The following is a 14,186-nucleotide window of genomic DNA, read 5'->3' as shown; positions in this document are numbered from 1 at the left end:
AAGTTCCATGAGTTCAGTGGTTAGCCAAAATAGGTTTGTTGCATCGCAGCTTTATAGTTCTGGTACGCTTCGCCGCCTGATTTTTGCGTGGTCACGGTCCAGCTGAACGTGTCGTCGGTGTAACGAATGTCGATCAGTTTCTCCAGCGGCTCGCGATGAATGGCCATCTGTTCTATCGCCGGAAGGGCATCCAGTGAGACCGACAGCGCGACCTGATCAAGGAACCACTCCGCATTACCGCGGCGTAAGTTCCAGTCAATAAAGGTGGCGACAAGCGAAAGGTATTTACGCGAAAGCGTGCCAGGGACCGTATAGACAAAGCCCGCAGGCACCTGCTCCCACGGCGGCGCGCCGTTGCTGTAAGAGAGGACAATCTCACTCTTCGGGAGATGTGGCTCAATATCCGACCAGTTCTTACGCACCAGACAATCCGCATCAAGCACCATGATCGGTGACGAGAATACGCTCAGCGCATAGCTAAGGAAGACAAAGCGTCTTGAGGCATACCAGACGTTGATACCAAAAACAGGCGTAATGGTTTCGGCCGTCGCGGATATCACCATGCCCGGAAAACGCTGGTGCAGGGCATTAACGTGCGCCTTTGTCTCATCATCCGGGTTATAAAGATGCAGGTGAACGTTAAGCCCATCGCCGTTGGTGTGGTAGACAGACCCTAACAGCGTCAGGGCATGATCGAAGTAATAACGTTTGTCGCACGCCACCAGAACCGTGGTTTTTCCGTTTTCTTCCGCCGGAAGAAGCCACTCGTAGTGCGAAAAATCAGGCTCATAATCAGGCATTTTCAGGGCGGAAAAATCGATGAACGATTCGGGACAGCCACCCAGCTTATGAATGCCCGTGACGATCATCAGCATCGTTAACGCGTCTTCACCAATATTTTCAGGATTGGCGGTCAGCTGCTGGATAAGCGTCTGCATCTGATTAAAATCATCTTCCATCAGACAAACCAACAACAATATTTTCATCACGGTTGGGGATGGACTCACCACCGCGTAGTAGTTAGAAATCAGGAATAAGGCGGCGTCAATTTCGTTAATGCGGAAGAAGACCTGAATACCCGCCACCAGTAGATTAATGCTGTTGTCGTGTTGAAGCGCCTCTACCACCCAGCCGGTAATGGTGTCGCTCATCTCTTTTGAAAATGGCGTGGGCTTCCCTTCATTTTTAAAATCAAACGCGGCGTTTGCAGCAGCAATCGCGCACAGCATGCGCTTCACGGCGAGTTCTTTGTCTGCATCCAGATCGGTCATGGCTTCCATGATCTGGGGTTCGAGCGTGACAATATCGGAATTTTTATAATGCAGGATTTCGGTAACGATATGCGCAGGCAATGCATCCGTTTCCGGCAGGAAAATTAACCGTGAAAATTCGTCACGGTAAAACTGATGCAGCGATCGTGTACGCTCGAACTTGTTCATCCCGATTCTCTTAGTAAGATTGCGATTCTTACCCATCGTACAAGGGAATATCCGGGATAATGGAAGGAACACCCCCGGGAATAATGGCTTATTTCGGAGATTGTCTGACGGGCAAAAAAAAAGGTTGCTGTTTCCAGCAACCTTTTGTGAAACAGGCGCGGCGATTAACGCAGCAGAGACAGCATTGCCTGTGGAACCTGGTTTGCCTGAGACAGTACAGAAGTACCAGCCTGCTGCAGGATCTGCGCGCGAGACATGTTGGAAACTTCGGTAGCGTAGTCAGCGTCCTGGATACGGGACTGAGCAGCAGACAGGTTGTTGATAGAGTTGTTCAGGTTGTTGATGGTAGATTCGAAACGGTTCTGAATCGCACCCATGTTAGAACGCGCGGTATCGATTTTCGCGATTGCAGCGTCAGCAGCAGAGATAACAGCCTGTGCAGAGGCGTTATCAGAGATTGCAGTGCTCAGGCCAGCGCTCAGGGTACCAGAGGTGGCGTTGATCAGCGCGTTGCTGTCGATGGAGATGGTGTCGTTAGAAGAAGTACCTGCACCAACCTGAATTTTCAGCGCGGTAGATACGGAACCGTCCAGCAGTTTCTTACCGTTGAAGTTAGCTGCGCCCGCGATACGGTCGATTTCAGCCAGACGCTGTTTGATTTCAGTGTTGATAGAAGTCAGGTCAGAAGAACCGTTAGTGTCGGTAGCAGCCTGAACAGACAGCTCACGAATACGCTGTAAGTTGGTGTTGATTTCGTTCAGGTTACCTTCAGCAGTCTGAACCAGGGAGATACCGTCGTTGGCGTTACGCGCCGCCTGGGTCATACCTTTAACCTGGGAGGTCATGCGGTTAGCAATCGCCTGGCCAGCAGCGTCATCTTTCGCGCTGTTGATACGCAGACCAGAGGACAGACGCTCGATAGCAGTGCCCAGAGAAGACTGAGATTTGTTCAGGTTGTTCTGAGTGGTCAGGGACAACAGGTTAGTATTGATAACTGCCATAATTTAATTCCTTCAAAAATGGTTTCTAGGGTCGGTGCCTTAACACTCACGGCGTCTCTCACCGTCATGAAAGTTATCGACGGGTCTGAATAAGACTTTAGAAATTTCGTCAAAAAATTATTAACTGATTGATTTTAATGAATTTATAGTTATTAAGGTCTACTCAAAGCACCATCAGAAACGCTATTTTTCAGGAATCGTTTTCACATTTTATTCTTCCCGCGTTTTTCTTTTATATATGTCTCTCACGCGCCAATAGTGCTATATGGCCGTAAGGTTGAGCGCTATTCAGCCGATAATTTTTTTACCTGAAACGTAAACTATCTGCATAAGTCGCCGATAACTACCTGAAACTACCATTGGCTAAAGGAAATAAAAAAATGGCGAGTAGCTCAATCACTCTCTCTTCAGGCGCGACTATTACGAGTCTGGGCGTAGGTTCAGGTCTGGATCTGGCAACACTGTATAACAACCTCGAAACGGCTGAAAAAACCAAGCTGAACACCATCACCAATCAGCAGACGTCCTATAATGCCCAGCTGAGTGCGTTCAGTAAGCTGCAAAGTGCAATGACGTCGCTGAATACCGCCACTGCAGCCCTGGGAAAAACGGACACCTGGAACGCGGCGTCTATTGGCTCGACCAACACCGCCTTCAGCGCCACCACCACGGCCGGTGCAGCGGTTGGTTCCTATAGCGTACAGGTTAAATCGCTGGCGAAAGCTCAGGTATTAACCTCTGCCGTCCAGACCAGTGCCACCGCGCAGCTGGGAGCGACTACCGGTACCACGCGTACCATCACCATCAGCCAGCCAGGCACCACCAAACCGCTGACCGTCGATCTTGCTGACGGCGACACCAGCCTGAACGGTATTGCCAGCGCGATTAACAAGGCTAACGGCAACGTCACGGCAACGGTAGTGAAGTCGAAGGACAACGAGTACACCCTGATGCTGTCCTCGAAAACCACTGGCACGGCCAATGACATGACGGTGACAGTGACCGGTGACGACACCTTAAAAGGCATTATCAGCTACGACTCATCCACGAATACCGGCGCGATGAATCAGCAAACCGCGTCACAAAATGCGTTGGTTACCATCAACGACATCGACATTGAGCGTTCGACCAACACAATTAATGACGCGCTGCCGGGCGTAACCCTCACCCTGAAGGCAGAAAGCACCAAGAGCGAAAATTTAGATGTTACCCGCTCTACCGATGCCACAAAAAAAGCCGTCACGGATTGGGTTACCGCCTACAACTCCCTGCAGTCGACCATCGCCAGCATCACCAAGTATGTGAAGGTGGAAGCCGGTGCCGATCAGTCCGCCAGCAACGGTGCGCTGCTGGGTGACAACACCGTGCGTTCTGTACAGTCACAGCTGCGCGATATGTTGACCGTGGTCCAGTCTGGCTCCTACGCGATCATGGCCCAGCTCGGTATCACCCAGGATCCTACCGTGGGCGCTGACGGCTCAATGGGTAACCTGAAAATCGACGATGCCAAACTGACAAAAGCGCTCACCGACAGCCCGGAAGCGGTGCAGGCCTACTTTATTGGCGATGGCAAAACAACCGGTCTGGCCACGCAGATGGGCAATACCCTGACCGCCATGCTGAGCACAACCACCGGTAAAGAAGGGATCATCAAAAGCGCGACTGACGGTATCAACAGCACGTTGAAAACCCTGGATAAGCGCTACGACGCAATGGAAGCGAGCATCGAAGCCACGATGGCCCGTTATAAAGCACAGTTCAACAGTCTTGATACCATGATGAGTAAACTGAATAACACGGCCACCTACCTGAAACAGCAGTTCAGTTCTTAGTCGTAAGGAACGTATATGTATGCACAAAATGGCGCCCGAGCTTATCAGCAGGTCGGGCTGGAAAGCGCGGTGCTGAGTGCCAGTCCGCATCAACTTGTCGTAATGCTGTTTGACGGGGCACTGAGTGCCCTTGTCCGCGCCCGTCTTTTCCTGGACGAAGGTAAAATCACCGAAAAAGGCGAAGCCTTATCGAAGGCGATCAATATTATCGATAACGGGTTAAAAGCCGGTCTGAATATGGAGATCGACAGTGAACTGCCGGGCAACCTTGCCGCGCTGTACGAGTACATGGTCAGACGTTTGTTGCATGCAAATCTGCGTAACGACGTGGAGGCGATTGTAGAGGTCGAAGCGCTGCTCAATAACATTGCGGATGCGTGGAAACAAATTGGTCCCAATGGTCCTTCTTCTCAGGATATCTATTGATGAATAATCCAGCGTCCGCTCTTGATAACTGGCAGGCCCTCTATAACCTCAGCCTTACCATGTTAAAACATGCTCGTTCCGGTCTCTGGGACGAGCTCATTACCCTTGAGATATCTTATGTTCAGCTGGTAGAGAATATCTCCAAAAACCCTATTTCGGAGGCACATCCGTCCCAGATTGAGCAGGCACGTTTTCTACTCGAGAAGGTTCTGCAAAACGAGACCGAGCTCAAAATGCTGCTTGCCACACGCATGGACGAACTGCGCAGCCTCATTGATCAAACCGGTAAACAGCAATCCATCACATCAACCTATGGAAAGCTGTCAGGGAATATTCTTTATCCAGAAAGTTTGACCCGCGACACACAATTATGATTTCTTCATCCATACTCCAGAAGTCAGCCAAACGGCTTCTGGAGCACGGACGATGAAAAACCCCACCCTGTTACAATGCTTTCACTGGTATTACCCTGCAGGCGGTGAATTGTGGCGAGAGGTCACGGCATTAGCCCCCAATCTTAACGAAATCGGCATCAATATGATCTGGCTGCCGCCAGCCTATAAAGGCGCATCGGGCGGTTACTCGGTCGGGTATGATTCTTACGATCTGTTTGATCTCGGCGAGTTTGACCAGAAAGGCAGTGTTGCCACCAAATACGGTGATAAAGCCCAGCTTCTGGAAGCCATTGATGCGCTCAAAAGCAATAACATCGCGGTGCTGCTGGATGTGGTGGTTAACCACAAAATGGGCGCCGATGAGAAAGAGCACGTTCGCGTTCAGCGTGTGAACGAACAGGACCGCACGCAAATCGATGATGAGATCATCGAGTGCGAAGCCTGGACCCGTTACACCTTCCCTGCCCGCGCCGGACAGTATTCGCAGTTCGTCTGGGATTACAAATGCTTTAGCGGCATCGACCACATCGAAAACCCCGATGAGGATGGCATCTTCAAAATCGTCAATGACTACACCGGCGAAGGCTGGAACGATCAGGTCGATGACGAAATGGGTAATTTCGACTATCTGATGGGCGAAAATATCGATTTCCGTAACCATGCCGTGACGGAGGAGATCAAGTACTGGGCGCGCTGGGTCATGGAACAAACCGGCTGCGACGGATTCCGCCTGGATGCGGTCAAACACATCCCCGCCTGGTTCTATAAGGAGTGGATTGAACACGTCCAGGAAGTGGCAACGCAACCGCTGTTTATCGTCGCGGAATACTGGTCGCACGAGGTGGATAAACTGCAGGCCTATATTAACCAGGTCGAGGGTAAAACGATGCTGTTTGATGCCCCCCTGCAGATGAAATTCCACGAGGCCTCGCGTCAGGGGCGGGACTACGACATGAGCCAGATTTTCACCGGCACGCTGGTGGAGGCCGATCCGTTCCATGCGGTGACGCTGGTTGCCAACCATGACACCCAGCCGTTGCAGGCGCTTGAAGCCCCGGTGGAAGCCTGGTTTAAACCGCTGGCCTATGCGCTGATCCTGCTGCGGGAAAATGGCGTGCCGAGCGTGTTTTATCCCGATCTCTTTGGCGCAAGCTATGACGATACCGGGGGAGACGGTGAAACTTACCACATTGATATGCCGGTGATTGAGCAACTGCACGAGCTGATCCTCGCCCGTCAGCGCTTTGCCCACGGCGTGCAGACGCTGTTTTTTGACCACCCTAACTGCATCGCATTCAGCCGCAGTGGCACGGAAGAGGATCCCGGTTGCGTGGTGGTGATGTCCAACGGTGATGATGGCGAGAAGGTGATCTGCCTTGGGGAAAACTACGGGAACAAAATCTGGCGTGATTTTCTCGGCAATCGTGAAGAAACGGTCACCACCGCAGCGGATGGCGAAGGGACATTTACCTGCAAAGGCGGAAGCGTGAGCGTGTGGGTGATTGAGGATGCATTGTAGTATTTGAAGAGTGCGGCCAGATGCCCTCACCCCGGCCCTCTCCCACAGGGAGAGGGTGCAAACACCAAAAACGGCTACGGTAGCTTACTTTCCAGCGGATTTTTGCTCAGGTAATCGGCACATTCAACCGTTGGGCGATCGACCTTCTGCAGCTCCATGCCATCATACTCCAGCACCGAGCCATCGCGCTCCAGCGGGTAGATATCCAGCTTGCTGGTTACGTTGTAATAGCTGTCTGAACGCAGCATGATTTTACCCGGCACGGCAATTACGCGCTGCCATTGACGGCAGTCCAGCGTATCGCCCTCCTCCGTCACCACCAGCGTGGCAATCGCCTCCGGGCTGACCATTTTGCTCTGCGGCCCTTTTGACTGCCAGTATCCCGCCAGATGTGCCGGAACAGGATGTTTAATCACATCCTTGTAGCTATCTACCTGTACGCACCCGGTGAGTGCCAGCAGCGCGCCAGCAATTGCTATTTTTTTCATCATCTTTCCTGCATTCGAAGAAAAAAATATTGTGGCATTAAAGCGCTAAGGCTGCCAGCGAAGATCGTCCAGGTCTTAGACCTGCATCCCCATCACTTCCTGATACGCAGACACCAGCTTATTACGCACCTGGATCCCCATCTGCAGAGAGACCGAGGCTTTTTGCAAATCGGTCATCACATCGTTCAGCGCCACGCCAGGTTCACCGAGGGTGAACTTCTCGGCCTGGGTACGCGCGGCGGTCTGGGTATCGCTGATACGGTCGAGCGCAGCATGCAGTTGCCCGGCAAAGCTGATGGTCGGCTGCTGTTCTGCCACATTCTGATTACGGGCCGTCATCGCGGTTGCCTGCAGCTGACTGATAACCCCTTCAATACCCTGTATAGCCATGACTCTCCCCTGGATGGTTTTTTACGCGGTCAAGACTAACAGCTTGTCAATAAGATAATGGCGGTAAATAGCGATAAAAAACCAGGTTATTTGGCCCATAGAAAATCACGAATCATCAAATAATGGCTGGGCCATCAATATGGAACTTTTGTCGTGTTTGCCGACCCGGGAGTCAGTTTTGTTTCTCTACACGAATAACGTAAACCACCAGGATTTAAGAGGTGCGCAATGAGTGCAGCAGCATCGACAGCGCCGCAGAATAAATCACTCGAGTGGATGAACCGCCTTCGCGCGAATCCTAAAATCCCGTTGATCGTGGCAGGCGCTGCCGCAATTGCGATCCTTGTAGCGATGGTGTTGTGGGCGAAAAGTCCTGATTACCGCACGCTTTACAGCAACCTTTCCGATCAGGATGGCGGCGCCATCGTCACCCAACTGACTCAAATGAACATCCCTTATCGCTTCGCCGATAACGGGGGTGCGCTTGAGGTACCGGCAGATAAAGTCCATGAACTCCGTCTACGTCTGGCGCAGCAGGGCCTGCCGAAGGGCGGCGCGGTGGGTTTTGAACTGCTGGATCAGGAAAAGTTCGGTATCAGCCAGTTCAGCGAGCAGGTGAACTACCAGCGTGCGCTGGAAGGTGAGCTGGCCCGCACGATTGAAACATTAGGCCCGGTGAAGAGCGCCCGCGTGCACCTTGCCATGCCTAAACCGTCCCTGTTTGTCCGCGAACAGAAATCCCCGTCGGCTTCCGTCACAGTCAACCTTGAACCCGGCCGGGCGCTGGATGAAGGGCAAATCAGCGCGGTTACACATTTAGTTTCCAGCGCCGTCGCCGGTTTACCGCCGGGTAACGTCACGCTGGTTGACCAGAGTGGTCACCTGCTGACCCAAAGCAATACCGCCGGGCGCGATCTGAATGACGCGCAGCTGAAATATGCCGCCGATGTGGAAGCGCGCCTCCAGCGCCGCATCGAAGCGATCCTCGGCCCGGTTGTGGGTAACAGCAACGTCCATGCCCAGGTTACCGCGCAGATCGACTTCTCTAATAAAGAACAGACCGAAGAGCAGTACCGCCCGAACGGTGATCCGGCTCAGGCAGTGATGCGCTCTCGCCAGGTTAACGAAAACGAACAGGTTGGCGGTGCATACCCAGGCGGCGTGCCGGGCGCACTCTCTAACCAGCCTGCCCCGGCTAACGCGGCCCCTATTTCCACGCCGCCGGCTAATCAGCAGAACGGTCAGCAAAATCAGCAGACCACAACCTCGACGGCCAGCAATGCCGGTCCACGTACCAGCAGCCGTAACGAAACCACCAACTACGAAGTGGATCGGACTATCCGCCACACAAAACTGAACGTGGGTGATATTCAGCGTCTGTCGGTGGCCGTCGTGGTGAACTACAAAACGCTGCCGAATGGCAAACCGCTGCCGCTGACGGCAGAGCAGATGAAGCAGATCGAAGACCTGACCCGTGAAGCGATGGGTTACTCCGAGAAGCGTGGCGATAGCCTCAACGTGGTGAATTCACCGTTTAACCCGGTAGATGAGACCGGCGGTGAGCTGCCGTTCTGGCAACAGCAGGCGTTTATCGATCAGCTGATGTCTGCTGGACGCTGGCTGCTGGTGCTGATTGTCGCCTGGCTGCTGTGGCGTAAGGGCGTTCGTCCTCAGTTGCAGCGTCGTGCAGAAGCCGAGAAAGCGGCTCGCGAACAGATGAACGCGCGTCAGGAAGTGGAAGAAGCGGTGGAAGTCCGCCTCAGCAAAGATGAACAGATGCAGCAGCGTCGTGCTAACCAGCGCATGGGTGCTGAGGTCATGAGCCAGCGCATTCGCGAAATGTCAGATAACGATCCGCGCGTCGTGGCGCTGGTCATCCGCCAGTGGATGGGTAACGAACATGAGTAATACGCTTACGGGCACCGATAAAAGCGTCATCCTGCTGATGACCATTGGCGAAGATCGAGCGGCAGAGGTGTTTAAACACCTCTCCCAGCGAGAAGTACAAATTCTGAGTGCGGCCATGGCCAACGTGCGTCAGATCTCCAACAAACAGCTGACCGAAGTGTTGTCGGAGTTTGAGCAGGAAGCCGAACAGTTTGCAGCGCTCAACGTCAACGCCAACGACTATCTGCGCTCCGTGCTGGTCAAGGCGCTGGGCGAAGAGCGTGCCGCCAGCCTGCTGGAGGACATTCTCGAAACGCGCGATACCGCCAGCGGGATCGAAACGCTCAACTTTATGGAGCCGCAGAGTGCCGCAGACCTTATTCGCGACGAGCACCCGCAGATTATCGCCACCATCCTGGTTCACCTCAAACGTGGTCAGGCGGCCGATATTCTGGCGCTGTTCGAAGAGCGCCTGCGTCACGATGTGATGCTGCGTATCGCCACCTTCGGCGGTGTCCAGCCAGCGGCGCTGGCGGAGCTGACCGAAGTGCTGAACAACCTGCTCGACGGTCAGAACCTCAAGCGCAGCAAAATGGGCGGCGTGAGAACGGCAGCGGAAATCATCAACCTGATGAAAACGCAGCAGGAAGAAGCCGTTATTACGGCGGTTCGCGAATTCGACGGCGAGCTGGCGCAGAAAATTATCGACGAGATGTTCCTGTTCGAAAACCTGGTCGAAGTGGACGACCGTAGCATCCAGCGCCTGCTCCAGGAAGTGGACTCCGAGTCGCTGCTTATCGCCCTCAAAGGTGCCGAACAGCCGCTGCGCGAGAAGTTCCTGCGCAACATGTCCCAGCGTGCGGCAGATATCCTGCGCGACGACCTTGCCAACCGTGGCCCGGTGCGTCTGTCTCAGGTGGAAAACGAACAGAAAGCGATCCTGCTCATCGTTCGTCGTCTGGCAGAAACCGGCGAGATGGTAATTGGCAGCGGAGACGACACCTATGTCTAATGAGCTGCCGTGGAAGCGCTGGACGCCTGACGATCTGGCCCCTGCCCTCTCTGAATTCACCCCGGCTGTCGTAGCGTCGCCCGAGGAGGGCGACACCGACGTCGAGGCGCCTGAACTGAGCGAAGAAGAACAGCGCACGCAGATGCTGGCGCAGTTACAAATACAGGCGCATGAGCAGGGTTTCAATGCAGGTCTGAATGAAGGCCGACAGAAAGGCCATGACCAGGGTTATCAGGAAGGTCTGGCGAAAGGGTTAGAACAGGGTATTGAGCAGGCGCGCCAGCAGCAGGCGCCTCTCCATGCCCGTATGCAGCAGCTGGTCAGCGAGTTCCAGCACACCCTGGATGCGCTGGACAGCGTGATTGCTTCCCGGTTGATGCAGATGGCGCTGGAAGCGGCCCGTCAGGTAATTGGTCAGACCCCGGCGGTCGATAATTCAGCGCTGATCAAACAAATTCAGGGCCTGCTGCAGCAAGAGCCGTTGTTCAGCGGGAAACCGCAACTGCGCGTTCATCCGGACGATCTCCAGCGCGTGGAAGAGAGTCTCGGTGCCACGCTGAGCCTGCACGGCTGGCGTCTGCGCGGTGACCCGTCGTTACATCACGGCGGATGCAAAGTCTCCGCCGATGAAGGCGATCTGGATGCCAGCGTCGCCACCCGCTGGCAGGAACTGTGCCGCCTGGCGGCTCCGGGAGTCGTCTGATGACCGCACGCCTCACTCGCTGGCTCAACACGCTCGATAACTTTGAAACGAAGATGGCGCAACTGCCATCTGTTCGTCGTTATGGGCGCCTGACCCGCGCCACCGGTCTGGTGCTGGAAGCCACCGGCCTGCAGTTGCCTCTGGGGGCCACCTGCGTGATCGAGCGTCAGGATGGGCAGGAAACGCGAGAAGTGGAAAGCGAAGTGGTGGGCTTTAACGGCCAGCGTCTTTTCCTGATGCCGCTTGAAGAGGTGGAAGGCATTCTGCCCGGCGCGCGCGTCTATGCGAAAAACATCATCGGCGATGGTCTGCAAAGCGGTAAGCAGCTCCCGCTCGGCCCTGCCCTGCTGGGCCGCGTGCTGGACGGCAGCGGTAAACCGCTCGACGGCCTGCCCGCCCCGGACACCACCGAAACCGGCGCGCTGATCACCCAACCGTTTAACCCCCTGCAGCGTACCCCGATCGAACATGTTCTTGATACCGGTGTGCGCCCGATCAACGCCCTGCTGACCGTCGGTCGCGGCCAGCGTATGGGTCTGTTCGCCGGTTCAGGGGTGGGTAAATCGGTCCTGCTCGGCATGATGGCCCGTTACACCCAGGCCGATGTGATCGTCGTGGGGCTGATCGGTGAACGTGGCCGAGAAGTTAAAGACTTCATTGAAAACATTCTGGGTGCGGAAGGCCGCGCCCGTTCGGTGGTCATCGCCGCCCCGGCGGATGTCTCCCCGTTGCTGCGTATGCAGGGTGCCGCGTATGCCACCCGCATCGCCGAAGATTTCCGTGACCGCGGCCAGCACGTGCTGCTGATCATGGACTCTCTGACCCGTTACGCGATGGCGCAGCGTGAAATCGCGCTGGCCATCGGTGAGCCACCGGCCACCAAAGGCTATCCGCCGTCGGTCTTTGCCAAACTCCCGGCGCTGGTTGAACGCGCAGGGAACGGCATTAGCGGCGGTGGCTCCATTACCGCGTTTTATACGGTGCTGACCGAAGGCGACGACCAGCAGGACCCGATTGCCGACTCTGCGCGTGCGATCCTCGACGGTCATATTGTGTTATCGCGTCGCCTGGCCGAAGCCGGACACTATCCGGCCATTGATATTGAAGCATCCATCAGCCGCGCAATGACGGCGCTGATTACCGAGAAGCACTACGCCCGCGTGCGTAACTTCAAACAACTGCTCTCCAGCTTCCAGCGCAACCGCGATCTGGTGAGCGTGGGGGCGTATGCCAAAGGTAGCGATCCCATGCTCGACAAAGCGATTAGCCTGTGGCCGCAGCTGGAGGCATTTTTGCAACAAGGCATTTTTGAACGTGCCGACTGGGAAGATTCGATTCAGGCTCTGGAGCTGATTTTCCCGCAGGTGTAACACAGGTGGAGGGCGACGATCATGGCGCAAAACAGCGCGTTATCAACGCTGAAAGATCTGGCTGAAAAAGAAGTTGATGATGCCGCATTGCAGCTTGGCGCAATGCGACGCGGGTGCCAGCAGGCTGAAGAGCAGTTGAAGATGTTAATCGACTATCAGCATGAGTATCGCACCAACCTCAATACCGATATGACACAGGGCATTGGAAGCCAGCGCTGGATTAACTATCAGCAGTTTATTCAGACGCTGGAGAAGGCGATAGAACAGCATCGCCAGCAGCTTCAGCAATGGACCCAAAAAGTCGACACCGCGCTGAATTTCTGGCGCGAGAAGAAGCAGCGACTGCAGGCCTGGCAGACCTTACAGGACCGGCAGATTGCCGCGGCGACGCTGGCGGAAAACCGCCAGGATCAGAAAAAAATGGATGAGTTTGCCCAGCGCGCATCAATGAGGAAACCGGAATGATCACACTGCAACAACTGCTGATGACCGACAGCGACCTGTCAGGCGGCATGCAAACGGGGAAAGGCACCGACGGTGCGCAAGACTTTCTTTCTCTGCTGGCGGGCGCGTTAACGGACGCCAGCGGTCAGGGCAAAGATGCGCCGCTGACGCTGGCCGACCTGAAGGCGGCTGGCAGCAAGCTGTCAAAGGTTGCGAAGGACGCCGGGGGGGAGTCCACCCTGCAGGCGAAAATTGCCGATCTGCTCGCGCGTCAATCCACGCAGGCTGGCGATGAAACGGCGCAGACGACGCCGCTGCAAACGCTGGTCTCCGGGCTGATGCCTGCCGCTAAGGGCGATTCCCTGAAGGCGTTAGCCACAACGAATACTGCCGATAACAGCAAAACCGAACTGAGCGAAGAAGAGCTGGCGGGCTTAAGCGCGCTGATGGCCATGCTGCCGCACCAGCAGACCTCCACGCCGGTCACGGCGAAAGGCGCGGGCAGTGAGGGACTCAAAGCAACGTCAGCCCTGACCGCCACGACGCTTACGCAAAACGGCACGTCTGCACACGCGTTGAGCAGCGCCCTGACGGGCAAGGATAACGCGCAGCCGTCTTTCGCCGGGCAGGCGCAAAACGTTGATCCGTCCCTGCCGGCCAACGCACCGGCGACGCCAGCGCTCGCCGTCGCGGCCGAGAAACAGGATCTTGCCAGCGCGTCTTCGTCTTCAACACCAACGGCCACCCTGGCGCCGATTGTCTCCAGCCACGCCACCGCGCAGCCTGCCGCAACCGTTGCCACTGCTCCGGTGCTGAGTCAGCCGCTCGGCACCCACGAATGGCAACAGAACCTGAGCCAGCACATCACGCTGTTTGCGAAGCAAGGACAGCAAACCGCAGAGTTGCGCCTGAACCCGGAAGATCTGGGCCAGGTGCACATTTCGCTGAAGCTGGATAATGACCAGGCGCAGCTGCAGATGGTCTCTGCGCACGGCCACGTGCGTGCCGCACTGGAAGCCGCCCTGCCGGTACTGCGTACGTCACTGGCGGAAAACGGCATTCAGCTTACGCAGAGTAGCGTCAGCAGCGAGAGCTTTGCCGGGCAGCAGCAGTCTTCGTCCCAGCAGCAACAGCAGGCGTCGCGTTCCGGCCAACATGGCGGATTTACTGAAGAGAGCGATGAGTTGCTGCCGACCCCGGCAGCCCTGCAATCCGCTGCGAGCGGCAACCGCGCCGTAGACATCTTCGCCTAAACGCCAGAGGTAGCGTGATTATCCCCG

14 protein-coding genes are annotated in these 14,186 nt (G+C 55.5%); 10 read left to right on the top strand and 4 right to left on the bottom strand.

Going from position 1 to position 14,186, the window contains the following annotated elements; translation table 11 throughout:
* Positions 1–20: 20 nt before the first annotated feature.
* Both AK59_RS0108685 and AK59_RS0108680 read right to left on the bottom strand, forming a co-directional pair.
* Positions 21–1,439 carry a hypothetical protein gene (locus tag AK59_RS0108685; RefSeq protein WP_029882573.1) on the bottom strand — a complete coding sequence of 473 codons (1,419 nt, stop codon included), beginning with the start codon at positions 1,437–1,439 and terminating at the stop codon, positions 21–23.
* A 164-nt stretch (positions 1,440–1,603) separates the two neighbouring features.
* Complete coding sequence (locus tag AK59_RS0108680; protein WP_013096009.1) at positions 1,604–2,440, bottom strand: flagellin FliC; 837 nt, start codon at positions 2,438–2,440, stop codon at positions 1,604–1,606.
* 380 nt (positions 2,441–2,820) lie between these two features.
* Here AK59_RS0108680 and fliD point away from each other — a divergent pair, with 380 nt between their 5' ends.
* The 4 genes from fliD to amyA are packed head-to-tail and all read left to right on the top strand — an operon-like array spanning position 2,821 to position 6,612.
* The gene (gene fliD / locus AK59_RS0108675) at positions 2,821–4,272 is read left to right on the top strand and encodes a flagellar filament capping protein FliD (protein ID WP_013096008.1); all 1,452 of its coding nucleotides are present in this window, start codon (positions 2,821–2,823) and stop codon (positions 4,270–4,272) included.
* Between the two features lie 15 nt (positions 4,273–4,287).
* Entirely contained in the window at positions 4,288–4,698 is a 411-nt protein-coding gene (gene fliS, locus AK59_RS0108670; protein WP_023622487.1) for a flagellar export chaperone FliS, read from the top strand.
* Entirely contained in the window at positions 4,698–5,072 is a 375-nt protein-coding gene (gene fliT, locus AK59_RS0108665) for a flagella biosynthesis regulatory protein FliT (RefSeq protein ID WP_013096006.1), read from the top strand. Before fliS ends, fliT begins: the two co-directional genes overlap by 1 nt.
* 52 nt (positions 5,073–5,124) lie before the next feature.
* Entirely contained in the window at positions 5,125–6,612 is a 1,488-nt protein-coding gene (gene amyA, locus AK59_RS0108660) for an alpha-amylase (RefSeq protein WP_029882572.1), read from the top strand.
* A 74-nt stretch (positions 6,613–6,686) separates the two neighbouring features.
* On the opposite strand, the gene yedD is transcribed toward amyA, so the two are convergent.
* Both yedD and fliE read right to left on the bottom strand, forming a co-directional pair.
* Positions 6,687–7,100, bottom strand: coding sequence for a lipoprotein YedD (yedD, locus tag AK59_RS0108655; protein ID WP_013096004.1), 414 nt, complete (start codon positions 7,098–7,100; stop codon positions 6,687–6,689).
* Positions 7,101–7,175: 75 nt separating this feature from the next.
* Positions 7,176–7,490, bottom strand: a complete 315-nt coding sequence (gene fliE / locus AK59_RS0108650) for a flagellar hook-basal body complex protein FliE (RefSeq protein ID WP_013097729.1) — start codon at positions 7,488–7,490, stop codon at positions 7,176–7,178.
* A 228-nt stretch (positions 7,491–7,718) separates the two neighbouring features.
* On the opposite strand from fliE, the gene fliF reads away from it, so the two are divergent.
* Genes fliF through fliK form a run of 6 tightly spaced genes read left to right on the top strand, consistent with a single transcriptional unit; the run spans position 7,719 to position 14,159 of the window.
* Positions 7,719–9,398: a flagellar basal-body MS-ring/collar protein FliF gene (gene fliF, locus AK59_RS0108645; RefSeq protein WP_023619799.1), complete on the top strand. Its 1,680-nt coding sequence runs from the start codon at positions 7,719–7,721 to the stop codon at positions 9,396–9,398.
* Complete coding sequence (gene fliG / locus AK59_RS0108640; RefSeq protein WP_008500327.1) at positions 9,391–10,389, top strand: flagellar motor switch protein FliG; 999 nt, start codon at positions 9,391–9,393, stop codon at positions 10,387–10,389. The genes fliF and fliG overlap by 8 nt, the downstream gene beginning before the upstream one ends.
* Positions 10,382–11,092 (top strand): flagellar assembly protein FliH, encoded by a 711-nt coding sequence (gene fliH, locus AK59_RS0108635; protein WP_029882571.1) that lies wholly within the window; start codon positions 10,382–10,384, stop codon positions 11,090–11,092. Before fliG ends, fliH begins: the two co-directional genes overlap by 8 nt.
* The gene (fliI, locus tag AK59_RS0108630; RefSeq protein WP_013097732.1) at positions 11,092–12,462 is read left to right on the top strand and encodes a flagellar protein export ATPase FliI; all 1,371 of its coding nucleotides are present in this window, start codon (positions 11,092–11,094) and stop codon (positions 12,460–12,462) included. The genes fliH and fliI overlap by 1 nt, the downstream gene beginning before the upstream one ends.
* Before the next feature lie 21 nt (positions 12,463–12,483).
* Positions 12,484–12,927, top strand: coding sequence for a flagellar export protein FliJ (fliJ, locus tag AK59_RS0108625; RefSeq protein WP_013097733.1), 444 nt, complete (start codon positions 12,484–12,486; stop codon positions 12,925–12,927).
* Entirely contained in the window at positions 12,924–14,159 is a 1,236-nt protein-coding gene (gene fliK / locus AK59_RS0108620) for a flagellar hook length control protein FliK (protein WP_029882570.1), read from the top strand. Before fliJ ends, fliK begins: the two co-directional genes overlap by 4 nt.
* Positions 14,160–14,186: the final 27 nt, after the last annotated feature.

The organism is Enterobacter sp. T1-1 (genome assembly GCF_000710795.1).
Lineage (GTDB): Bacteria > Pseudomonadota > Gammaproteobacteria > Enterobacterales > Enterobacteriaceae > Enterobacter > Enterobacter cloacae.
Note: the sequence above shows the minus strand (reverse complement) of the source record. Positions and strands in the feature narration are given on the sequence as shown.

Bases quoted from the DNA above. Each gene is read 5' to 3' on its own strand.
- fliJ (WP_013097733.1), top strand. From the start codon at position 12,484: ATGGCGCAAAACAGCGCGTTATCAACGCTGAAAGATCTGGCTGAAAAA.
- fliT (WP_013096006.1), top strand. From the start codon at position 4,698: ATGAATAATCCAGCGTCCGCTCTTGATAACTGGCAGGCCCTCTATAAC.
- AK59_RS0108680 (WP_013096009.1), bottom strand. From the start codon at position 2,440: ATGGCAGTTATCAATACTAACCTGTTGTCCCTGACCACTCAGAACAAC.
- fliH (WP_029882571.1), top strand. From the start codon at position 10,382: ATGTCTAATGAGCTGCCGTGGAAGCGCTGGACGCCTGACGATCTGGCC.
- fliI (WP_013097732.1), top strand. From the start codon at position 11,092: ATGACCGCACGCCTCACTCGCTGGCTCAACACGCTCGATAACTTTGAA.
- fliF (WP_023619799.1), top strand. From the start codon at position 7,719: ATGAGTGCAGCAGCATCGACAGCGCCGCAGAATAAATCACTCGAGTGG.
- fliK (WP_029882570.1), top strand. From the start codon at position 12,924: ATGATCACACTGCAACAACTGCTGATGACCGACAGCGACCTGTCAGGC.
- fliS (WP_023622487.1), top strand. From the start codon at position 4,288: ATGTATGCACAAAATGGCGCCCGAGCTTATCAGCAGGTCGGGCTGGAA.
- amyA (WP_029882572.1), top strand. From the start codon at position 5,125: ATGAAAAACCCCACCCTGTTACAATGCTTTCACTGGTATTACCCTGCA.
- fliE (WP_013097729.1), bottom strand. From the start codon at position 7,490: ATGGCTATACAGGGTATTGAAGGGGTTATCAGTCAGCTGCAGGCAACC.
- AK59_RS0108685 (WP_029882573.1), bottom strand. From the start codon at position 1,439: ATGAACAAGTTCGAGCGTACACGATCGCTGCATCAGTTTTACCGTGAC.
- yedD (WP_013096004.1), bottom strand. From the start codon at position 7,100: ATGAAAAAAATAGCAATTGCTGGCGCGCTGCTGGCACTCACCGGGTGC.
- fliD (WP_013096008.1), top strand. From the start codon at position 2,821: ATGGCGAGTAGCTCAATCACTCTCTCTTCAGGCGCGACTATTACGAGT.
- fliG (WP_008500327.1), top strand. From the start codon at position 9,391: ATGAGTAATACGCTTACGGGCACCGATAAAAGCGTCATCCTGCTGATG.